The 22126-nt window shown below is 73.5% G+C and carries 13 protein-coding genes and 1 pseudogene; 1 reads left to right on the plus strand and 13 read right to left on the minus strand.

Going from position 1 to position 22126, the window contains the following annotated elements; translation table 11 throughout:
* A pseudogene (locus ABZ449_RS22735) lies at positions 1-210 on the plus strand (ATP-binding protein); the annotation flags it as partial.
* 67 nt (positions 211-277) lie between these two features.
* Here the strand turns inward: ABZ449_RS22735 and cimA are convergent.
* The 13 genes from cimA to ABZ449_RS22800 form a co-directional block, all read right to left on the minus strand.
* Entirely contained in the window at positions 278-1882 is a 1605-nt protein-coding gene (cimA, locus tag ABZ449_RS22740; protein WP_360348702.1) for a citramalate synthase, read from the minus strand.
* 330 nt (positions 1883-2212) lie between these two features.
* Entirely contained in the window at positions 2213-2752 is a 540-nt protein-coding gene (locus ABZ449_RS22745) for a Uma2 family endonuclease (protein ID WP_360348869.1), read from the minus strand.
* Between the two features lie 126 nt (positions 2753-2878).
* Positions 2879-3991 (minus strand): branched-chain amino acid aminotransferase, encoded by a 1113-nt coding sequence (locus ABZ449_RS22750; protein ID WP_360348705.1) that lies wholly within the window; start codon positions 3989-3991, stop codon positions 2879-2881.
* Between the two features lie 247 nt (positions 3992-4238).
* Positions 4239-5276, minus strand: coding sequence for a 3-isopropylmalate dehydrogenase (locus tag ABZ449_RS22755; protein ID WP_360348708.1), 1038 nt, complete (start codon positions 5274-5276; stop codon positions 4239-4241).
* A 220-nt stretch (positions 5277-5496) separates the two neighbouring features.
* The gene (locus tag ABZ449_RS22760) at positions 5497-8880 is read right to left on the minus strand and encodes a S8 family serine peptidase (RefSeq protein WP_360348711.1); all 3384 of its coding nucleotides are present in this window, start codon (positions 8878-8880) and stop codon (positions 5497-5499) included.
* A gap of 265 nt (positions 8881-9145) precedes the next feature.
* The gene (locus ABZ449_RS22765) at positions 9146-9307 is read right to left on the minus strand and encodes a hypothetical protein (protein ID WP_360348714.1); all 162 of its coding nucleotides are present in this window, start codon (positions 9305-9307) and stop codon (positions 9146-9148) included.
* Positions 9308-9593: 286 nt separating this feature from the next.
* Complete coding sequence (gene serA / locus ABZ449_RS22770; RefSeq protein ID WP_360348717.1) at positions 9594-11192, minus strand: phosphoglycerate dehydrogenase; 1599 nt, start codon at positions 11190-11192, stop codon at positions 9594-9596.
* Positions 11193-11437: 245 nt separating this feature from the next.
* Positions 11438-12436 carry a ketol-acid reductoisomerase gene (gene ilvC / locus ABZ449_RS22775; RefSeq protein WP_360348720.1) on the minus strand — a complete coding sequence of 333 codons (999 nt, stop codon included), beginning with the start codon at positions 12434-12436 and terminating at the stop codon, positions 11438-11440.
* A 104-nt stretch (positions 12437-12540) separates the two neighbouring features.
* Positions 12541-13065: an acetolactate synthase small subunit gene (gene ilvN / locus ABZ449_RS22780; protein ID WP_049657946.1), complete on the minus strand. Its 525-nt coding sequence runs from the start codon at positions 13063-13065 to the stop codon at positions 12541-12543.
* 41 nt (positions 13066-13106) lie between these two features.
* Positions 13107-14960 (minus strand): acetolactate synthase large subunit, encoded by a 1854-nt coding sequence (locus ABZ449_RS22785; RefSeq protein WP_360348723.1) that lies wholly within the window; start codon positions 14958-14960, stop codon positions 13107-13109.
* Positions 14961-15290: 330 nt separating this feature from the next.
* Positions 15291-18269 carry an EAL domain-containing protein gene (locus tag ABZ449_RS22790; RefSeq protein WP_360348872.1) on the minus strand — a complete coding sequence of 993 codons (2979 nt, stop codon included), beginning with the start codon at positions 18267-18269 and terminating at the stop codon, positions 15291-15293.
* A gap of 494 nt (positions 18270-18763) precedes the next feature.
* Positions 18764-21805, minus strand: coding sequence for an AAA family ATPase (locus ABZ449_RS22795; protein ID WP_360348725.1), 3042 nt, complete (start codon positions 21803-21805; stop codon positions 18764-18766).
* A 152-nt stretch (positions 21806-21957) separates the two neighbouring features.
* Positions 21958-22116, minus strand: coding sequence for a hypothetical protein (locus ABZ449_RS22800; RefSeq protein WP_158077676.1), 159 nt, complete (start codon positions 22114-22116; stop codon positions 21958-21960).
* Positions 22117-22126: the final 10 nt, after the last annotated feature.

Genomic DNA, 22126 nt, shown 5'->3' on the forward strand with positions numbered 1-22126 from the left:
CTCGACTACTTCGAGAACAGCGGACTGCCCTTCGTCGTCGCCCTCAACGGCTTCGACGGACACCAGCCCCACACCCCCGACGAAGTCCGCGAAGCACTCCAACTCAGCGCCGACACCCCCGTCATCACCCTCGACGCCCGCCGCCGCGACAGCGCCAAGAGCGCCCTCATCACCCTCGTCGAACACGCCCTGCTGGCCCGACTGCGGTGATCGCACACCGCAGTGGCCCGCGGGACTTCCTCCGAAGTCCCGCGGGCCACAGGCGTGTTCGGACCGACTACTCGGTGGGCTCCAGGCCGGCCCGGATCAGGCCGTAGGTGTACGCGTCCTCCAGCGCCAACCAGGAGGCGGCGACCACGTTGTCGGCCACCCCCACCGTCGACCAGGTGGCGGCGCCGTCGGTGGACTCGATCAGCACCCGGGTCTTGGAGCCGGTGCCGTGCTGGCCCTCCAGGATGCGGACCTTGTAGTCCACCAGCTCGAAGGTGGCCAGCGGCGGGTAGATGCCCTCCAGGGCCGCGCGCAGCGCCTGGTCCAGGGCGTTGACCGGGCCGTTGCCCTCGCCGGTGGCGATCCGGCGCTCGCCCTTGGCCCACAGCTTGACGGTGGCCTCGTTGCCCGTGAAGCCCTTCGGGCCCTGCTCGCTGATGGTCCGCCAGGACTCCAGCGTGTAGAAGCGGTCCCGGCCGCCGCGCACCTCGTCGCGCAGCAGCAGCTCGAAGGAGGCGTCGGCGGACTCGTAGGTGTAGCCGAGGTTCTCCTGCTCCTTCACCTTGGCCACCACCCGGCCGGCCAGGTCCCGGTCGCTGGAGAGGTCGTAGCCGAGTTCCTTGCCCTTGAGCTCGACGGAGGCCCTGCCGGCCATGTCGGAGACCAGCATCCGCATGGTGTTGCCGACCCGCTCGGGGTCGATGTGCTGGTACAGGTCCGGGTCGACCTTGATCGCGGAGGCGTGCAGGCCCGCCTTGTGGGCGAAGGCCGAGAAGCCGACGTACGGCTGGTGGGTGGAGGGGGTCAGGTTGACCACCTCGGCGATCGCGTGCGAGATCCGGGTCATCTCGGCCAGCCGGCCCGCGGGCAGCACCCGGCGGTCGTACTTGGTCTCCAGCGCGCCGACCACCGGGAACAGGTTGGCGTTGCCGACCCGCTCGCCGTAGCCGTTGGCGGTGCACTGCACGTGGGTCGCGCCGGCGTCCACCGCGGCCAGGGTGTTGGCCACCGCGCAGCCGGTGTCGTCCTGGGCGTGGATGCCGAGCCGGGCGCCCGTCGCGGCGAGCACCTCGGCGACGATCTCCCGGACGCCGGCCGGCAGCATCCCGCCGTTGGTGTCGCAGAGCACCACGACGTCCGCGCCGGCCTCGTGCGCGGTGCGGACCACCGACACCGCGTACCCGGGGTTCGCCTTGTAGCCGTCGAAGAAGTGCTCGCAGTCGATGAACACCCGCCGGCCCTGGGAGCGCAGGAACTCGACGCTGTCCCGGACCATCGCCAGGTTCTCGTCCAGGGTGGTGCGCAGCGCGAGCTCCACGTGCCGGTCGTGCGCCTTGGCCACCAGGGTGACCACCGGGGCGCCGGAGGCGACCAGCGCGGCCAGCTGCGGGTCCTGCGCCGCCTTGCCACCGGGCCGGCGGGTGGCGCCGAAGGCGACCAGCCGGGCGTGCTCCAGCTCCAGCTCGGTGGCGGCGCGGGCGAAGAACTCGGTGTCCCGCGGGTTGGCCCCGGGCCAGCCTCCCTCGATGAAGCCGACCCCGAACTCGTCCAGGTGCCGGGCGATGGCCAGCTTGTCCGCCACCGTCAGGTTGATGCCCTCCCGCTGTGCTCCGTCGCGCAGCGTGGTGTCGAACACGTGGAAACTGTCGTCGGTACGGGTGACCTCGGTCATGACCCCTGGTTCTCCGTTTCGGGGAGGAAGGTACTGCTTGCCGGACTTTCTGGTCCCGGCTCCACTGTCCATGGTCCCGCGCGCGGTCCCGGTGTCCCCGGGCCCCTTGTGAGGGCCGTCGGCCGGTCCGGGAGAAACAAAAAGACCCCTCGCGGGTGCGAGAGGTCTGCGCGCGGGTCTGGACGCTCGTGGTCGCTCCGCATCGGGTCGTGCGGAAGCGGTCACTGCGGACCGGCGCGCCTGCTGCTAATGATCAGCGAAAGCGAGGACACGCTCGAAGTCTGGCACAGCTTCCGGGATCCGGCCCGCGCGTCTCGGGATGCGAAACGGCTACTCGACGAGGGCGGCGGTGTCGAGGGTGAAGCCGAAGGGCTCGGGCAGGTCGAGCGGGCTGCCGATGGGCACGGCGGTGGTGGCGAGGTAGTCACCGTCTCGTGGTTCGCCGAACAGGACGACCTGGTTCTTGTCCCGGTCGATCAGCAGGAACAGCGGGATCCCGGCCGCGGCATAGACCTTGCGCTTCGTGACCCGGTCCTTGTCCGGCCTGCTGGAGGTGACCTCGGCGACCATCAGGACGCCGTCCGGTTCGGACCAGGAGCCGCACTTGCTCATGGCTCCCCAAACGGCGAACGTGGCGTCCGGAATGAACCGCCCCGAGGGAACGATCAGTCCCTTGCCCGGGGCGAAGTCGATCTCCCCGGACGCCTGGCGCGCGACCTGCCGAGCGAGCCGACCGACCGCCGTCTCGTGTTCACCGTCCGGCGGTGGAGCCACGACGATCTCCCCCTCGATCAGCTCGGCCTTGAACCCCGGGGGGGTGTCAAGCGCCAAGAAGGCTTCGAGGAGGTCATGTTCCGGGGCGCACGACATCTCGGCGTACCCGTGCGGCAGTGCGGTCACGGTCCCTCCCGCTGTGTTCGCCGATTCCAACGAGCGGAACGTTTCGAGGTCACGGCCACGGGCGCCCCGGTGTCGCGGGGCGCCCGGGCCACGTGATCAGGCGATCTTGTGCAGCCAGCCGTGGGTGTCCGGGGTCTGGCCGCCCTGGATCGACAGCAGGGCCTTGCGCAGCTCCATGGTGACCGGGCCGGGCTCGCCGGTGCCGACGGTCCAGTCGGCGGCGGCGGACTTCACCGAGCCGACCGGGGTGATGACGGCGGCGGTGCCGCAGGCGAAGACCTCGGTGAGGGTGCCGTCGGCGTTGCCCTGCTGCCACTCGTCGGTGGAGATCCGGCGCTCCTCGACCGCGTAGCCGAGGTCGGCGGCCAGCTGGAGCAGCGAGTCGCGGGTGATGCCGGGCAGCAGGGCGCCGGACAGCTCCGGGGTGACGATCCTGGCGTCCTCGCCCTCGCCGAAGACGAAGTACAGGTTCATGCCGCCCATCTCCTCGATCCACCGGTGCTCGGCGGCGTCGAGCCAGACGACCTGGTCGCAGCCCTTCTCGGCGGCCTGGGCCTGGGCGACCAGCGAGGCGGCGTAGTTGCCCGCGCACTTGGCGGCGCCGGTGCCGCCGGGCGCGGCCCGGACGTACTCCTTGGACAGCCAGACCGAGACCGGCTTGATGCCGCCCTGGAAGTAGGCGCCGGCCGGCGAGGCGATGATCATGAAGAGGTAGGAGTTGGCCGGGCGGACGCCCAGGCCGACCTCGGTGGCGAACATGAACGGACGCAGGTAGAGGCTCTGCTCCGGCTCGTTCGGCACCCAGTCCTGCTCCTGGCGCACGAGCAGCTCGACGGCCTCGACGAACGTCTCCACCGGCAGCTCCGGCATCGCCAGGCGGCGGGCCGAGGCCTGGAAGCGGGCGGCGTTGGCCTCAGGGCGGAAGGTGGCGATGGAGCCGTCGGCCTGGCGGTAGGCCTTCAGGCCCTCGAAGATCGCCTGGCCGTAGTGCAGGGTCATGTTGGCCGGGTCGATCTCCAGCGGCGCGTACGGCGCCAGCTGGGCGTCGTGCCAGCCCACGCCCTCGGTCCAGCGGATGGTGACCATGTGGTCGGTGAAGACCCGGCCGAAGCCGGGGTTGACCAGCCGGGCCTCGCGCTCCGCTGCGGACAGCGGGTGGGCGGAGGGCTTGAGGTCGAACGTGATGGGCGCCTGGGTGGCCGTGCTCATGGCTGTTTCCTTCACCGTGGGGTTGGTCCGGGCCGCCACCGCTGCAGATACGTTTCGGCGAAATTCGCCGGAATGGACGCACAACGGCACGACCCACTGTCGATACTCGCATCCAGAGGGCCGTGCCGAACAGCCGTCCGACCTTTTTCGAGGGCGGTGAGCTGCGCTTGTGCGGTCCGGCCCGCCGGGCCGGAAACCTTGTCGGTTCCGGCCCGTCAGCCGGAACTCCGCTCCTGGATCCGGCCCGTCAGCCGGATACTCGGGCGGCGAGCGCGTCGCCGACCTGGGAGGTGCTGCGGGTGCCCGAGCGCTCGGCCAGGTCCGCCGCGACGGCGGCCTCGACCACGGCGGCCTCGGCGGCGAAGCCGAGGTGCTCCAGCAGCATCGCGACCGACAGCACGGTGGCCGTCGGGTCGGCCTTGCCCTGGCCGGCGATGTCCGGCGCCGAACCGTGCACCGGCTCGAACATGGACGGGAACTCGCCGCTCGGGTTGATGTTGCCGCTCGCGGCCAGGCCGATCCCACCGGTGACGGCGGCGGCCAGGTCGGTCAGGATGTCGCCGAACAGGTTGTCGGTGACGATGACGTCGAAGCGCTCCGGCTGGGTGACGAAGAAGATCGTCGCCGCGTCGACGTGCAGGTAGTCGGTGGTGACCTCGGGGAACTCCGCGCCGACCTCGGCGAAGATCCGCGTCCACAGGTGCCCGGCGTGCACCAGCACGTTGTTCTTGTGCACCAGGGTGAGCTTCTTGCGCGGCCGCGCCTGCGCCCGCCGGTAGGCGTCGCGCACCACGCGCTCGATGCCGTACGCGGTGTTCAGGCTGACCTCGGTGGCCACCTCCTGCGGCGTCCCGGTGCGCAGCGTGCCGCCGTTGCCGACGTACGGGCCCTCGGTGCCCTCGCGGACGACCACGAAGTCGATCTCCGGCTGACCGCCCAGGGGGGACCGCACCCCGGGGAAGAGCCGGCCCGGCCGCAGGTTGATGTGGTGGTCGAAGGCGAACCGCAGCTTGAGCAGCAGCCCCCGCTCCAGCACGCCCGACGGCACGCTCGGGTCGCCGATGGCACCCAGCAGGATCGCGTCGTGCGACTTCAGCTCCGCCAGCACGTCGTCCGGCAGCGTCTCCCCGGTCCGGTGGTAGCGCCGGGCGCCGAGGTCGTACTCGGTGGTCTCCAGCTTCACGTCGGCGGGAAGCGCGGCGCCCAGGACCTTGAGGCCTTCGGCCACCACTTCCTGGCCGATGCCGTCACCGGGGACAACTGCGAGACGAATGGTGCGAGACATGCTCGGACCCTACTCCGCCGTCCCAGGTACTGACACCTGCCGTCCACCATGCGGACGATCAGGTCGGGTCGACCTCGCTGGGAACGGCCCGCCGCCCATGGTTCCTCCCCGTACGGGCACCTTGGTGGCCCTCCCGGGCCGCTCGGGCCGCTCGGCAGGACCGCCCCCGCGGTCACTCCGTCGAGGGAGCGCGCGGGGGCGGTCGTACGCGGTTCGGGCGTCAGGGCAGGTCGAGCACCTGGGCCCGCCGCTCGGCCGGGTCGAGGTGGTGCAGCAGCAGGAGCCGCGAGGTGTCGCCCGGCGGCCGGTGCACGGCGAGGACGGTGCCCGGGCCGGCCGGGACCACCACCGCGGCCGGGCCGGTGAGGCCGGCCCGTACGGTGAGCGCGGGCCGCAGCACGTCGAGCGGGACGGTCGGGGCGGTGCCGTCCAGCCCGATGGCGGAGAGGGCCTCGGCCGCGTCCGGCGTCCCGGCCCCGGCGTAGCCGGTCCACACGCCGTAGCGGACGGTGCTGTGCCCGGGCGCGACGCCGGGCAGGGCGCTCAGCCGGACGGGCAGCACCAGGACGTCGCTGTCGAGCAGGGCGGTGTCGGTGTCGCCCCAGTGGGCGTTGAGCGGCTGGACGTCCAGCTCGGCCCCGGTGCGGGCGTCCAGGGCGCGGGAGACCAGCACGTCGCTGCCGCGCAGCCGGTCGGCCTTGAGGACGACGTCGGTGCTGCCGTCCCCGTCGGTGTCCAGCGCCACCCGCACCCCGTACAGCCCCACCGGGGTGGCCGCGGGCGCCCACGACTGCACTCCCACGTACAGCAGTTCGGAGTCGACGGCGGCACCGGCCGCGCGCAGGTCGGCGGCCCGCTCGCCGGGGTGCTCGACGCAGACCTCCTGCTCCGGGTCCGGCTCCTCCCCGGTGCCCTTCGGCCGCAGGCCCGCACCCGGTGCGAGGGCCGCGCCACCGCCGCCGGGCGGGCAGTCCGGCCAGCGGATCCCCTCGCCGCCGAGCGCGAAGGCGCTGACCAGCCCGGGTCGTTCGCCGGGCGCGGCGCGGCCGCCGAGGGCGATCAGGGTGCCGTCCCGGGCGGTGCGGACGGTGGCCGTCGCCGTGAGGTCGCCGGTCGGGTGCGGGGCGGCCAGCACCGGGATCCGCAGCTGCGGCAGGGCGTCGTCCCCGACGGGTGTGAGCAGCACCCGGCCGGAGAGCTCGCCCCGGTAGCCGCGGGCCCGGCCGCCCTGGACGGTGTCGATGGTCGGGTCGGGCTCCCGTCCGAGCTCCCCCGGTACGGACAGCGTCACCCGCACCCGGGCGGTGCCGCCCGCCGGGACGTCCACCCGGGCCGGCGTCACCCGGTAGGAGGCGCCGGGCAGCCGGGTGGCGGCCGCGTACGAGGTGCGGTAGGCCAGCGGCGCGTCCGAGGTGTTGCGCACCTCGATCTCCCGGGTCGTCGCCGTCGGCCCGCCGACCTCGACCGGCCCGAAGGAGACGCCGACGACGCCCTCCACGGCCCCCTCCCCCGCCGCGTAGGCGACGGCGGGCGTGCGGACCGCCCGGTCCACCCGGACCCGCCCGGCGCCGGTGCGCTCGGGCCCGTAGACCGGCCCGCCGCGGTCGTCGCCGAGGAAGGTGTCCACGGTGGTGTTCATCAGCGCGGCCTTGACCTGTTCGACCGGCCAGTCCGGGTGCGCGGCGCGGACCAGCGCGGCGAGCCCGGCCACGTGCGGGGTGGCCATCGAGGTGCCGCTCTCGCGCTGGCCCCCGGCGCCGCTGCCGACCAGGCTGGACCAGATGCTCTCGCCGGGGGCCGCCAGGTCGGGCTTGACCACGCCGGGCACGCCGATGCCGCGGGAGGTGAAGTCGGTCAGGGTGTCGACCCGGTCCGGCTGGTCCTGCGCGACCGAGCCGTGCAGCGGGTTGCCGGGCGCGGCGAGCCGGATCCGCACCGGGCCGGCGGCCGCGGCCTGCCGCAGTCGGTCGCCGTCGGCGCGCGCCAGCAGCGCGGCCGGGATCCGGTCGTCGCCGGAGATCTCCGCCAGGTGGTCGGAGTCCGCGGCGTACAGCGCGCCGATCGCGCCCGCGTCGGCGGCGTGGTCGGCGCGCGGGCCGGAGTTGCAGGCCCGGTCGGGCTCCCGGGTGTGCCAGGCGAGCAGCGCGATCCGGCCCTTCAACCGCTGCCGGTCGGCCTCGCTGAACTCGGTGCAGCCGTCCGACTGGTCGGCGGGAAGGGCGAGTTCGCCGCTGACGTCTGCGGTGGACCAGCCCTCGTAGCGCTCGCTCCAGTGCGCCGGGACGACCCCGGCCTGCGCGGCCGGGGCGAGCACGGTGATGCCGTCCACGTCGGCGTGCCCGTGCACCGAGGCGGCGACGGTGACCGCACGGGCGGCGGTGCCGGGGCTGCCGCCGATGCCGTAGACGTCGCCGTCGTTGCCCGCCGCCGCGACCACGACGGTGCCCAGTTCGGCGAGCCGGTCGACGGCCAGGGCGTCGGTGTCGTCGGTGCTGCCGAAGTGGCTGCCGAGCGAGAGGTTGACGACGTCCAGGCGGTCGCTCAGGTCGCCGTTCCCGTCGGGGTCGGCGGCCAGGTCGAGCGCCTCGGTGACCCGGTCGGTGGAGCCGTCGCAGCCGAACACCCGGATCGCGTACAGCTGGGCGCCGGGGGCGGTGCCGGGGCCGATCCGGAAGCCGGCCGGGTCCAGCCCGGGCCCGTACGGACCGGTGTACGGGCGGCCGTCGGCGGTGACGCCGTACCCGGCCGCGGTGCCGGCCACGTGGGTGCCGTGCCCGTTGCGCACGCAGTCGATCGGGTTGTCGCTGGGGTGCGGCACCGGCTGGTGGTGCGGGGAGGCCGGGTCGGGGTCGTAGTCGTCGCCGACCAGGTCCTTGCCGCCGACCACCTTGGCGTTGGGGAAGAGCGCGGGCGGCGCGGGCCGGCCGCGCTCGACCGAGCGGAAGGCCTCCTCGGTGCCGGGACCGCCGAAGTCGGCGTGGGTGTAGTCGATGCCGCTGTCGATGATCCCGATCCGCGTGCCCTGCCCGGTGCCGACCGCGCGGTCGCCGGCCCAGACCTGCGGGGCGCCGGTCAGCGGGACGGAGTGGGCGTTGTCGCGCCGCTTGGCGACGATCGGGTGGACGGCCCGGACGCCCGGCAGCGCCCGCAGCGCGGCCACCCGGTCGGCGGGCGCGCTGACCGCGAGCCCGGTGAGCAGGGTGCGGGTGCGGTAGAGCTCGCGCGCGGCGGGCACCGCCCGGTGGACGGCCCCGGCGAGCCGGTCGAGCGCGCCCCCGGCCCGGGACCGCTGGGCGGCTCCGGCCCGCGCGGCCTCCCGGCGGACGTCCTCCGGGGGGCGCTGGGCCCGCCGGGCACCGTCGGCGGCGCGCCGCCAGGCGGAGCCGGTCGTCTCGGTGGTGAGTTCGATCAGGACGGACGCCGTTCGGCCCGGCCCCGGCGCTCCGGCGGACGGCGGTCCGGCGGACGGCGGTCCGGCCGTCGGCGGGCCCTCGGTCGGTGGGCCGCCGGCCGCCGGGGTGGCGGCGAGGACGGCGCTTCCGGCCAGCAGGGCCAGGGTGAGGCCGATCCGGGCGGCGGGTCGGCGGACGGGTGGCAGACGCACTGGGCCCTCTCCCCCGGCAGGGGGACTGATCCGCACTCCGTGTCGCTGACGCCCGCCCACGCGGACGTCGATCACCCCTCCGAGGGTCCCAAATTAGGATGATCGCGCCGACGGGGACGAGCAACTTCCCTCGGACGGAATGAGGTTGCACTCTACTGGGTGACGTTCCGCCGACCCGTACGGCCCATTCGGCGGATGAACGCCACCGACGGCACCCGCCGGCCCGACGGCGGAACCGCTCAGCGGCCCGCTCGGCACCGGCCGCTCAGTGGTGCCCGGTCACACCGCCGTTGTCCCGGCGGTCCATCGACCGCTGCAGGGCGGCGGCCGCGAAGGGGTTCCGCTCGGCGGCCCGGCGCCGGCGCGGGGCGCGGACGGGGGTGGCGGCGGGGGCGGACGTGGCGTGACGGTCGGCGGTCGGCGACATACCGGGCTCCTTGGGAACGGCGCTGCGCAGGGCGAGCGCGAAGAGGGGGGAGGGAGCGCGGGAGCGGGGGTCACCCGCTCGTGAAGGCGCACGCGCACACGGGCCGCACACCCTGGCTACAGGGGCGGCACGCCGTATGGCAGTTCCACGGTACGGCCGGGCCCGGGCCGTGTCTGCACGAATACTTGGATTTCCTAGTATCTGAGACGGCTGTCACCCGGGAGGACGCAGCAGGGCCCGGACCGCCGTTCGAACGGCGGTCCGGGCCCTGCGGGAGCCGGGAGGATCAGCCCAGGTCGACCGAGCGCGCGAAGTGGGCGCCGATCTCGGCGGCGATGGCCGAGAGCACCTCCTGCGGGATCTCGGTGTCCACGGTGATGGAGGCCAGCGCGCTGCCGCCGTCGCGGGCGACCTGCATGCCGGCGATGTTGATGCCCGCGTCGCCGAGGTGGCGGCCGAGCACGCCGACCACGCCGGGGCGGTCCTCGTACTTGAAGAAGGCCATGTGGTCGGTGAGCGCCACGTCCACGTCGAAGGCGTCCACGCCGACGATCTTCTGGGTCAGCTTGGGGCCGGCCAGCGTGCCGGAGATGGCGATCTCCTCGCCGCCCGAGAGCGTGCCGCGGACGGTGATCACGTTGCGGTGCTCGGGGCTCTCGCTGGAGGTGGTCAGGCGCACCTCGACGCCGCGCTCCTGGGCGAACAGCGGGGCGTTGACGTAGGACACCGTCTCCGCCACCACGTCCTCGAACACGCCCTTCAGCGCGGACAGTTCGAGCACCTTCACGTCGTGCTGGGTGATCTCGCCGCGGACCTCGACGTCGAGGCGGACGGCCACCTCGCCGGCCAGCGCGGTGAAGATCCGGCCGAGCTTCTCGGCCAGCGGCAGGCCCGGGCGGACGTCCTCGGCGATCACGCCGCCCTGGACGTTCACCGCGTCCGGTACCAGCTCGCCGGCCAGCGCGAGGCGCACCGACCGGGCGACCGCGATGCCGGCCTTCTCCTGCGCCTCGTCGGTGGAGGCGCCCAGGTGCGGGGTGGCGACCACGTTGTCGAAGCCGAACAGCGGGGAGTCGGTGCACGGCTCCTTGGCGTAGACGTCCAGGCCCGCGCCGGCCACCCGGCCCTCGCGCAGGGCGCCGGCCAGCGCCTCCTCGTCCACGATGCCGCCGCGGGCGGCGTTCACGATGCGGACGGTCGGCTTGACCTTGTGCAGCGCCTCGTCGCCGATCAGGCCGATGGTCTCCGGGGTCTTGGGGAGGTGGACGGTGATGAAGTCCGAGACCTCCAGCAGCTCCTCCAGGGTGACCAGCTTGACGCCCATCTGCGCCGCGCGGGCGGCCTGGATGTAGGGGTCGTACGCGACGATCTTCATCCCGAACGCGGACATCCGCTGGGCGACCAGCACGCCGATCCGGCCGAGGCCGACGACGCCGAGGGTCTTCTCGCTCAGCTCGACGCCGGTGTACTTGTTGCGCTTCCACTCGCCCTGCTTGAGCGCGGCGTTGGCCGGCGCGATGTTGCGGGCGACGGAGATCAGCAGGCCGCAGGCGAGCTCGGCGGCGGTGACGATGTTGGAGGTCGGCGCGTTGACGACCATCACGCCGGCCTTGGTGGCGGCGGAGACGTCCACGTTGTCCAGGCCGACGCCGGCCCGGGCGACCACCTTGAGCTTGCGGGCGGCGGCCAGCGCCTCGGCGTCGACCTTGGTGGCGGAGCGGATCAGGATCGCGTCCACGTCGGCGATCGCGGTGAGCAGCTCGGTGCGGTCGGCGCCGTTGCAGTGGCGGATCTCGAAGTCGGGGCCGAGGGCGTCGACGGTGGCGGGCGAGAGCTCTTCGGCAATCAGAACGACGCCGGTCTTCACAGTGGTCGCAGTGCTCACGACAGTGGGTCCTTAACTGTCCGGTTCCCCCGGGCACGTAGGTGGCGTGGAGGGCGGGGGAAGGTGGCATGCCGCGTAGGTAGACGCACGACGCTGTGGGCCTGACGCGCACTCGGAGTGTATCGACGGGCTGGATAGCGGGCTGCTCCCGTCCGGCGAAATCACCCGGACGAGAGCAGCCTACTTGTACAAGGGAGTTGCGGAATCGGAGCCGGCGGCGGAGCGGGTACCGGCCCGGAAGGGGGTCAGGCCTTCTCGTTGACCCAGCTCATCAGCGAACGCAGCTTCTTGCCGGTGGTCTCCAGCAGGTGGTCCTCGTCGGCCTTCTTGTACTCGTTGTACTTGGGCAGACCCGCCTTGTACTCGGCGATCCAGGTCTTGGCGAAGGTGCCGTCCTGGATCTCGGCGAGGACCTGCTTCATCGCGGCCTTGGTGTCGGCGGTGATGATCCGCGGGCCGGTGACGTAGTCGCCCCACTCGGCGGTCTCGGAGACCGACCAGCGCATCTTCTCCAGGCCGCCCTCGTACATCAGGTCGACGATGAGCTTCAGCTCGTGCAGGCACTCGAAGTAGGCGATCTCCGGCTGGTAGCCGGCCTCGACCAGGGTCTCGAACCCGGCCTTCACCAGGGCGGCGGTGCCACCGCAGAGGACGGCCTGCTCACCGAACAGGTCGGTCTCGGTCTCCTCGGTGAAGGTGGTCTTGATGACGCCGGCCTTGGTGGCGCCCAGGCCCTTGGCGTACGACAGCGCCAGGGCGAAGGCGTTGCCCGAGGCATCCTGCTCGACCGCGACGATCGCGGGGACGCCGCGGCCCTCCTCGTACTGGCGGCGGACCAGGTGGCCCGGGCCCTTCGGGGCGACCATGCAGACGTCGACGTCCGCCGGGGGCTTGATGAAGCCGTAGCGGATGTTCAGGCCGTGGCCGAAGAACAGGGCGTCACCGGCCTTCAGGTGCGGGGCGATGTCGGCCTCGTAGACGTCGGCCTGGATCGGGTCCGGGACGAGGATCATGATGACGTCGGCCTCGGCCGCCGCCTCGGCCGGGGTGACGACGCGCAGGCCGGCCTCCTCCGCCTTGGCACGGGAGGTGGACTCCGGCTTCAGGCCGACCCGGACGTCGGCACCGGAGTCGCGCAGCGACAGCGCGTGGGCGTGGCCCTGGCTGCCGTAGCCGATGACCGCGACCTTGCGGCCCTGGATGATGGACAGGTCGGCGTCGTCTTCGTAGAACAGCTCGGCCACGGGGGCACATCTCCTTGCGTGATGGTTGCCGGGTACGCGGTATTCACCGTATGCGGTACCGGCGGGGGTGTGGGTCTTCGCTTCGAAAGGTGAGACAGCGCGGGTTACGCGCTGCGGTCGAGGGCGCGCAGCGAGCGGTCCGTGATGGAGCGCGCGCCGCGGCCGATGGCGACCAGGCCGGACTGGACCAACTCCTTGATGCCGTAAGGCTCCAGCATCCGGAGCATGGCCTCCAGCTTGTCCGAACTGCCGGTGGCCTCGATGGTCACCGCTTCGGGCGACACGTCGACGGTCTTGGCACGGAAGAGCTGGACGATCTCGACGATCTGCGACCGGGTCTCGTTGTCGGCGCGGACCTTCACCAGGACCAGTTCCCGCTGGATCGCAGCGGACTGGTCGAGTTCGACGATCTTTATCACGTTCACGAGCTTGTTGAGCTGCTTGGTGACCTGTTCCAGCGGGAGGTCCTCGACGTTGACCACGATCGTCATCCGGGACACGTCCGGATGCTCGGTCGAGCCGACGGCGAGGGAGTCGATGTTGAAGCCCCGCCGGGAGAACAGGGCGGCGATGCGGGCGAGCACGCCGGGCTTGTTCTCGACCAGGACGGAGAGGGTGTGCTTGGACATGGGGTTCCTCAGTCGTTCCACAGTCGTTTCCGGAAGGGGGGTCAGTCGAGGTCGTCGCCGAAGTCGGGGCGCACGCCCTTGGCGAACTGGATCTCGTCGTTGCTGGTGCCGGCCGCGACCATCGGCCAGACCATGGCGTCCTGGTGGACGATGAAGTCGATGACCACCGGGCGGTCGTTGATCTCCATCGCCTGCTTGATGACCGCGTCGAGGTCCTCGGGGCGCTCGCAGCGCAGACCGACGCAGCCCATCGCCTCGGACAGCATGACGAAGTCGGGGATGCGGGTGCCCTGGGCCGGCGGCTCGATGCCGTCGTGGCCGGGGCCGGAGTGCAGCACCGTGTTGGAGTAGCGCTGGTTGTAGAACAGCGTCTGCCACTGCCGGACCATGCCCAGCGAGCCGTTGTTGATGACCGCGACCTTGATCGGGATGTCGTTCAGGGCGCAGGTGACCAGCTCCTGGTTGGTCATCTGGAAGCAGCCGTCGCCGTCGATGGCCCAGACCGCGCTCTCCGGACGGCCGGCCTTGGCGCCCATCGCCGCGGGGACGGCGTAGCCCATCGTCCCGGCGCCGCCCGAGTTGAGCCAGGTGCCCGGCTTCTCGAAGCGGATGAACTGCGAGCTCCACATCTGGTGCTGGCCCACGCCCGCGGCGTAGATCGCGTCGGGGCCGACCATCCGGCCGATCCGCTCGATGACCTGCTGCGGGGAGAGCTGCCCGTTCGGGGCCGGCTCGTAGCCGAGCGGGTAGGTCTTCTTCCACTCGTCGAGCCGCTCCCACCACTCGGTGTAGTCGCCCTTGTGGCCGGCGTCGAACTCGGCCTGGACGGCGACGATCAGGTCGGCGAGCACCTCGCGGGCGTCGCCGACGATCGGCACGTCCGCCGGGCGGTTCTTGCCGATCTCGGCCGGGTCGATGTCGGCGTGGACGACCTTGGCGTTGGGGGCGAAGCCGTCGAGCTTGCCGGTGACGCGGTCGTCGAAGCGGGCGCCGAGGGTGAACAGCAGGTCCGACTTCTGGAGCGCGGTGACCGCCGGGACGGAGCCGTGCATGCCGGGCATGCCCAGGTGCTGGGGGTGGCTGTCCGGGAAGGCGCCGAGCGCCATCAGGGTGGTGACCACCGGGGCACCGGTCAGCTCGGCGAGGATCCGCAGCTCGGCGGTGGCCCGCGCCTTGATCACGCCGCCGCCGACGTACAGCACCGGGCGCTTGGCGCCGACCAGCATCTTCGCGGCCTCGCGGATCTGCTTGGCGTGCGGCTTGGTCACCGGGCGGTAGCCGGGCAGGGCGGTCTCGACCGGCCAGCGGAAGGTGGTGGTCGCCTGGAGCGCGTCCTTGGCGATGTCGACCAGGACCGGGCCGGGGCGGCCGGTGGCGGCGATGTGGAAGGCCTCGGCGATCACCCGGGGGATCTCGGCCGGGTCGGTGACCAGGTAGTTGTGCTTGGTGATCGGCATCGTGATGCCGCAGATGTCCGCCTCCTGGAAGGCGTCGGTGCCGATCGCCTTGGAGGAGACCTGGCCGGTGATCGCGACGACCGGCACCGAGTCCATGTACGCGTCGGCGATCGGGGTGACCAGGTTGGTCGCACCCGGGCCGGAGGTCGCCATGCAGACCCCGACCCGTCCGGTGGCCTGGGCGTAACCGGTGGCGGCGTGACCGGCGCCCTGCTCGTGCCGGACCAGGATGTGGCGCACCTTGACGGAGTCCATCAGGGGGTCGTACGCGGGAAGGATGGCCCCGCCCGGAATGCCGAAGACGGTGTCCGCGCCCACGGCCTCCAGCGAGCGGATGAGCGACTGGGCGCCGGTCATGGTCTCGACGACGTGCTGGGGAGCGGGAGCGTTGGCGGCCGGGTTGTCCCCGCGGCGGGGGGATGCGGCGTGCTCGGTCATCTGCCTGTCTCTTCTCGGGTTTTGCCGACCCGGTGCTGCGGGCCCCGTGCTGCGAGGGTGGGGTCCCGGTCCGGGGCGAGCGCCGGCTCTGCCTCAATCGTCCCGCTCGATCCGACAAATCGGACCTGTTCGGGCGGCCGAGGCCAGGGGTCTTGCGGAGGTGGAACAGCGTCAGTGCAACAAAAAACCCCTCGTGCCCAAGGGCATGCGAGGGGTGGCGCGTCGGTCTGTCACGAGCAGGGCGTACGAGCCCACTCAGCCGACGCGCCCGCCAAGTACGAGAATTCGGGTGCGCATGGCAACGACCTTCCTCCCGTGCGGGGCGACGTGTCAAGCAGGCGGGATGACCGTCTCGCCATGCGGACCTCCCGACGGACCAGTAACGGCACGGTGTTCGGGCAGGTCAGGGCCGCCGTGGTGATGTGCGCCACGTCCCGGCGCGGCGTCCGTGCGGCCGTTCGTCCGGCCACTCGTCCGGGTGTCGTCGTCGGCGGGCGGGTACGGGCGGCGGCGGGCCGGGGGCGGGCCCGCGGGGGCGGGCGGCGGGTCGGCCGGGGCCGGCAGCGGGTAGCCGCGGCGGGCCAGCGCCCGGCGCAGCCGGGGCTCGTCGAGCGGCGGGGCGAAGGCCGAGCCCTGGGCCTGACCGCAGCCCAGCTCCTGCAGCGCGACGACCTGGCGGGGCAGGTCCACCCCCTCGGCGGCGGTGGCCATCCCGAGGTCGCGGCCGAGCCGCAGCGCGTGCCCGGCGAGGGTGCGGCTGAGCGGGGACTCCCCGAGGTCCTGGACGAGCGTGCGGTCCAGCTTGAGCCCGTCCAGCGGCAGCCGGGCGAGGGCGCCGAGCGAGCCGCCGCCGGCGCCGTACCCGGCCAGCCAGGTGGAGACGCCCAGCCCGCGCAGGGCGGTGAGCCGGCGGCCGAGTTCGTCGGCGAGCGAGTCCGGGCCCATCCGGGCCACCTCGATCACCAGTTCGTCGGCCGGCAGCCCGCTGTCCCGCAGCGCCGCGGCCACCGTCTCGTACAGGCCGGGCGAGCAGAGCCGCTCCACGGAGAGCCGGACGGCCACCGGGACGGACTCCGGCGTGCCCCGGCCCCTGCCCGGCAGGCCGCGCCGCTCGACGGCCGCGCTGACCGCCTCCAGGACCAGCCAGCGGGAGAACCGGGTGGCCGCGTCGCCGTGCTCGGTCGAGCGCAGGAACTCGGCCGGGGTGAGCAGCAGGCCGCCCACCGAGCGCCAGCGGGCCTGCGCCTCGACGCCGGTCACCGCACCGCTGCGCAGGTCCACCACGGGCTGGTGGAGCAGGGTGAAGCCGCCCTCCCGGACGGCCAGTCGCAGCCGTTCCTCCAGTTCGGTGCGGCGTTCCAGGTCGGCCCGCATCGCGGGGGTGTAGAGCACCACCCGGCCCTTGCCCTCGGACTTGGCCCGGTACATCGCGAGGTCGGCGTTGCGCATCAGCTCGTCGGCGACGGCTCTGGGGTCGGCCGCCGGGCCGCGCTCAGGAGTGCCGAAGGCGATGCCGATGCTGGCGGCGACGCTGAGTTCGGCGCCGCCGATCCAGTACGGCTCGGAGAGCGCCAGGCGCAGCCGCTCGGCCAGCTCCTGGACCTGGAGGCGGCCGAGCGGGCCGCAGACCAGCGCGGCGAACTCGTCGCCGCCGAAGCGGGCGACGGTGTCCCCGCAGCGGACGGCGCTCTGGAGCCGGCGGGCGGCCTGCACCAGCAGTTCGTCGCCGACCTGGTGCCCGGCGGTGTCGTTGACCGCCTTGAAGCCGTCCAGGTCGAGGAAGAGCACCGCGATCCCGGCGCCCGTCTCGTCGCCCTGCTGGCCGCGGGAGCCGAGGGCGGCCCGCAGCCGCTGGGTGAACAGTGCCCGGTTGGGCAGGTCGGTGAGCGGGTCGTGGAAGGCGTTGTGCTGCAGCTGGGCCTGGAGCATGACGCGTTCGGTGACGTCGCGGCTGTTCAGCAGCAGGCCGTCGCGGTGTCTGCTGACGGTGGACTCGACGTGCAGCCACTCGCCGGCGCCGGAGCTGATCCGGCACTCGACCCGGGCCGAGGGCTCGGCGGTGCCGGGGCCGCGGTGGGCGGTGAGCCGGACCCTGGCGAGGTAGCGGCGGACCTCGGAGAGCACCCGGCCGACGTCCTCGGGGTGGACCAGGTCCAGCAGGTTGCCGCCGACCAGTTCCTCCGGATCCCGCCCGTAGACGCCGAGCGCGGCCGGGGAGACGTAGGAGAGCACGCCGTTGGCGCCGGCGATCATGATGACGTCGCTGGAGCCCTGCACCAGGGAGCGGAAGTGCGCCTCCTTGTGGGCGAGTTCCTGGGCCAGCGACAGGTTGTCCAGGAGCATCACGCCCTGCCGCAGGATCAGCGCCAGTCCGACGGTGCAGGCCGCCGCGGCCACCACGCGGTCCAACTCCCGCCCGCCGAGCGCGTTGTAGAGGATGCCGGCGGTGCAGACCGCGGCGGCCGCGTACGGGGTCAGCGCGCTGAAGGTGGTGGCCACCCGGCGGTGCGGCAGCCCGCCGGCCGAGGGGTGCTCGCGCAGCGGACGGCGCCAGCGCGGCGACCACGGCGCCCAGCCCAGCAGCAGGCTGCCGGCGAACCAGCCGGCGTCCAGCAGTTCGCCCGAGTGGTAGCCGCTGCGCAGCTCCGGGGAGGTGAACAGGGCGTCGCAGGTAACGGTGACGGCGAGCGCCACCATCGCCGTGTGCACCGCCGCCCGGTTGCCGTCCCGGCCGCGGAAGCGCAGCCCGACCACCAGGCTGACCAGCAGGATGTCCAGTACCGGGTAGGCCAGGTTGAGGGCCAGGCGCAGCGGTGAGCAGTCCTCGCCGGCCGCGATCCGGCCGAGCGCCAGGCTCCAGCTGAGGGTGAACAGCGAGCCGGCGATCAGCCAGCCGTCGAGCAGCAGGCAGAGCCAGCCGGCCGCCGTGCGCGGGTGTTGGGCGAGCACCAGGACGCCGGTGATGGCGAGCGGGGCGAAGAGCAGGAAGGCGTACTCGGCGAGCGAGTCCCGGGGCAGCGCGGTGCGCACGACCAGCTCGTACCAGCCCCAGGTGCCGTTGCCGAAGGCGACCATGAGCGAGGAGAGGCCGAACAGCAGCCAGGCCGGGCGGGCGTGCCCGCCGACCGTGCAGCCGTACACCAGACAGGACAGTGCGGCCGCCAGGGCCGCTGCGGCCAGTCCGAAGTCGCCCATGAAGACGGACAGTTGGCGCGATCCCCAGCCGACGGAGGCGCCCGCGGCGTAGGCCAGGCAGAGCCCGCCCAGGACGAGCCCGGGCAGGGCCCGGCTGGTTCTGAGCCGGCACATCGCGCCCCGGCGGGCGGGCGCGGGCACGTCGACGGCGGACGTGTCGGTGTGCGGCGCGTCCGGCCGTCCGGTTCCGGGCAGCACCGTTTCGGTGGAGCTCACGAGGCCTCTCCCCCTCCGGCCCGGGGCCTCGCGCCCCGGCCACGGGCCACCGGCCGCGCACCTCTCGGACGTACGCGATGGCCTGGCGCCCCGTCAGGACGGCGGCCCAGGGGGTGGACGGCCTGCCGGTCGCCGCACCGTACCGATGCTCCCAAAATGGACCCTACACCAATTCCGTCACTCAATGACACGCACACTCAACTTAGAGTAATGGCGAAAGGGTGGGGAAATGCCCCCGATTCCTACGGATCGGCCCGGTTGGCGGCGGCGCGCGGACGGGGGCTCACGCGGCGCGCACGGGAGCACGCGGCGGCGCCCGAACACCGGTGCCAGGACGGACACACGGCGGACCCGGGCCGGCCGAAGCCGGTCCGGGTCCGTGGGGCGCCTGTTCAGCGGCCCGAGGGGGCCAGATCGTCCGGGAACAGCCGCAGCCGGTGCGCCAGCGCGGCCGCCTCGCCGCGACCGCCGACGGCGAGCTTGCCCAGGATGTTGGAGACGTGCACGCTCGCGGTCTTCGGAGAGATGTACAGCTCCTCGGCGATCTGCCGGTTGGTCCAGCCGCGCGCGAGGAGTCGGAGCACGTCCCGTTCACGGGGGGTGAGGTTGAAGGAGTCCCCGGCGGCCGGGGCCGGCACCGTGGCCGTCCGCTCGGCCGGGGCGAGGCTCAGCCCGGCCCGCTCGGCCAGCGCGGCGATCTGCCCGCCGAGCAGCCGGTCGTCCCGGACGGCCGCCAGTTCGGCCGCCTCGCGCAGCAGTTCGGCGCCGGCCTCGCGCCGCCCGGCCTGCACCTCGGTCTCGCCGGCCCGCAGCAGGGCGAGCGCCAGCGGGTAGGGCAGGCCGGTCGGCCGCAGCGCCTCGACCGCGGCGGCCCACTCCTGCGCGGTGTCCGCGCCCTCGGCACGGGCCAGTTCGGCCTCCAGCAGCCGGGCCCAGCCGTGGTGCAGCGGCGCCCTGGGCCGCAGCCCGGCGGCGGCCCGGTCGATCGCGGCCAGCGCCTGCGCCCGGCCCGCCTCGGCCTGCGGCAGGCCCCGGCTGTCCGCCTCCACCCCGGCGGCCTCGGCCAGCAGCGGGTAGACGTCGGACTCGTGGCCGAGCCGGCCCTCCTCCTCCAGCGCGGCGAGCAGCTCGGCCCGGGCCTCCAGCGGTCGGCCGCCGAGCGCCGCGAGCCGCACCGCGAGCCGGCTGATCGGCACGCTGTGCTGGACCTGGCCGACCCGGTTGGCCGCCCGGGCCTGCGCCAGCATGGTCGCCGCGGTGGCCAGGTCCCCCTTGAGCAGGGCGAGTTCGCCGCGCATCCGGTCCAGGAACTCGGCGTGGGTGCCGCTCAGGCTGGTCAGCTCCCAGCCGGCGAGCACCTCGGCGGCCTCCCCGACCCGCCCGAGGTCGGTCAGCGCCTCGACCAGGTTGCCGGTCAGGATGGTGCCGATGTTGCGCAGCAGGCCGTTGCCGTCCGCGAACTCCAGGCCCTCCCGGGCCAGCCGGACCGCGTCCTCGGGCCGCCCCAGCCCGCGCTGCATGCTGGCCAGGTTGTTGATGCCGCGCAGCAGCAGGTCGGGCACGCCCAGCCGGCGGGCCCGTTCGACCGCCCCGGCGAGCTCGGCCAGCCCGCCCTCGGCGTCGCCCTGCACGTCGTAGCGCAGGCCGCCGAGGGTCATCCGGGCGTGCACCTCGACCGAGTGCGCGCCCACCTCCTGGGCGATCCGGATCGCCCGCTCGGCCAGCTCGATCGCCTCGGGGGTGGGCTTCTTGAGCATCGCCGTCCCGGCGCCGAGCGCGAGCACCTCGGCCTGGACCGCGGTCGGCGGCAACTGCTCCACCAGCCGCAGCGCGTGCGCGATCTCCGCCTCGTCGCCGGAGCGGCGCAGGCTGCCCAGCATCCGGGCCCGGTTGATCCGGAACCAGGCCGCGCGCACCGGGTGCTGCGTCTCGTCGACCAGCCGCAGTCCGCGCTTGGCCAGGCTCAGGCCGCGCTCGCGGTCGCCGCAGCGCCGGGCCGCGACCACCGCCTCGGCCAGCACGTCCTCCAGCTGGATCCGGTCGCACTCCGGGTCCGCGGCGTTGTGGTCGCGGGAGCCGGGCGGGTAGGTCTCGGCCCAGTCGTACGGGCGCAGGGTGTGTGCCAGGACCTCCTCGGAGACCAGGTCCCACAGCTCCAGGGCCCGCTCCAGCATGCCGAGCTGCTCGGCGAAGGCGTTGCGGCGCCGGGCCGCCCGGGCGGCGTCCAGGGCCGTCGGCAGGGCGCGGGCCGGATCGTGCGCGTGGTACCAGTAGTTGGCCAGCCGGGCGGCCAGCGCGTCGCCCGGGACGAGCTGCGGCTCGGCCTCCACGGCGAGCGCGAACTTCCGGTTGATCCGGTGCCGTTCGCCGGGCAGCAGGTCGTCCGAGACCGCCTCGCGGACCAGCGCGTGGCGGAAGCGGTAGCCCTCGCCCTCGCTGTCCGGGCGCAGGATGTTGGCGCCGACGGCCGCCCTCAGCGCCTCGATCAGCGCCTCCTCGTCGTCGTCCAGGACGGCGGCCAGCAGGGCGTGTTCGACGTGCGAGCCGCCCTCGGCGGCGATCCGCACCACCTTCTGGGCCTCCTCGTCCAGGCCCTCGACGCGCACCAGCAGGATGTCCCGCAGCGAGTCGGTCAGCCCGGCGCCGCAGCCGTCCTCGAAGGCGGTGGCCAGCTCCTCGACGAAGAACGGGTTCCCCTCCGAGCGGCGGTGGATGCGGTCCACCAGCTGGCGGTCGGGGGCGGCGGTACCGAGGATGCCGGCCAGCTGGGCGGCCACCTCGCGGCGGTCGAACCGGGCCAGCTCCAGCCGCTGGACGGTGCGCAGCCGCTCGAGCTCGGCCAGGAAGGGGCGCAACGGGTGCCGGCGGTGCAGGTCGTCGGTGCGGTAGGTGGCGACCAGCAGCACCCGGGACCGGTGCAGGGTGCGCACCAGGAAGGCGAGCAGCTCGCGGGTGGAGCGGTCGGACCAGTGGAGGTCCTCGACGGCGAGGACGAGGGTACGCTCCGCGCCGAGCCGTTCGAACAGCCTCGCGGTGTGCTCGAACAGCCGGGCCCGGCTGTACTCGTCGTTGGGTTCGCCGTCCACCTCGCCGAACTCGGAGAGCAGCCGGGCCAGATGCCCCTCGCTGCCGGCCGCGGCGGCCTCCAGCTCGGCACCCAGCGAGCGGTGCAGTCTGCGCAGGGCGGCGGCCAGCGGCGCGTACGGCAGGCCCTCGGCGCCGACCTCCAGACAGCTGCCGAGCGAGGTGACCGCCCCTCGGGCGGCCGCCCGCTCCAGGAACTCCTCCAGCAGCCGGGTCTTGCCGACCCCCGCCTCGCCGCCGATCAGCACGGCCTGCGGGCTTCCGGTGCCCGCGCGGCGCAGCGCGTCGGTCAGCTCGGTGATCTCGCTGCCGCGGCCGACGAAGACGGGGCTGACCGATGTCTGCTGCATGGAGGCGAGCATGCCATAGCCGGTGGGGCCCGGCCGAGGGGTTATCTCCCCTGGCGAACGGGGGAAAGTGCCCGAACGCCCGGAGGGGGAGACGCTCACTCGCAGCGTCTCCCCCTCCGGAGCTCCTTCGGCACCGTCGTGGTGCCGCACCGTCAGCATTCGGGCCGACGCACGGGGCGCCGCTGGAAGCGGGCGGCCACCGGGCGCTGCCGCAGTCGGCGGGCCTCCTTGGCCTCGCGCACCAGGCGCTCGTGCTCGGCGCGGGCCACGAGCTCGTGGGCCTGTTGCTGGAAGGTCTGGTACTCGATCATTTCCGGTTCC

Source organism: Kitasatospora sp. NPDC005856 (assembly GCF_040629945.1).
Classification (GTDB): domain Bacteria; phylum Actinomycetota; class Actinomycetes; order Streptomycetales; family Streptomycetaceae; genus Kitasatospora.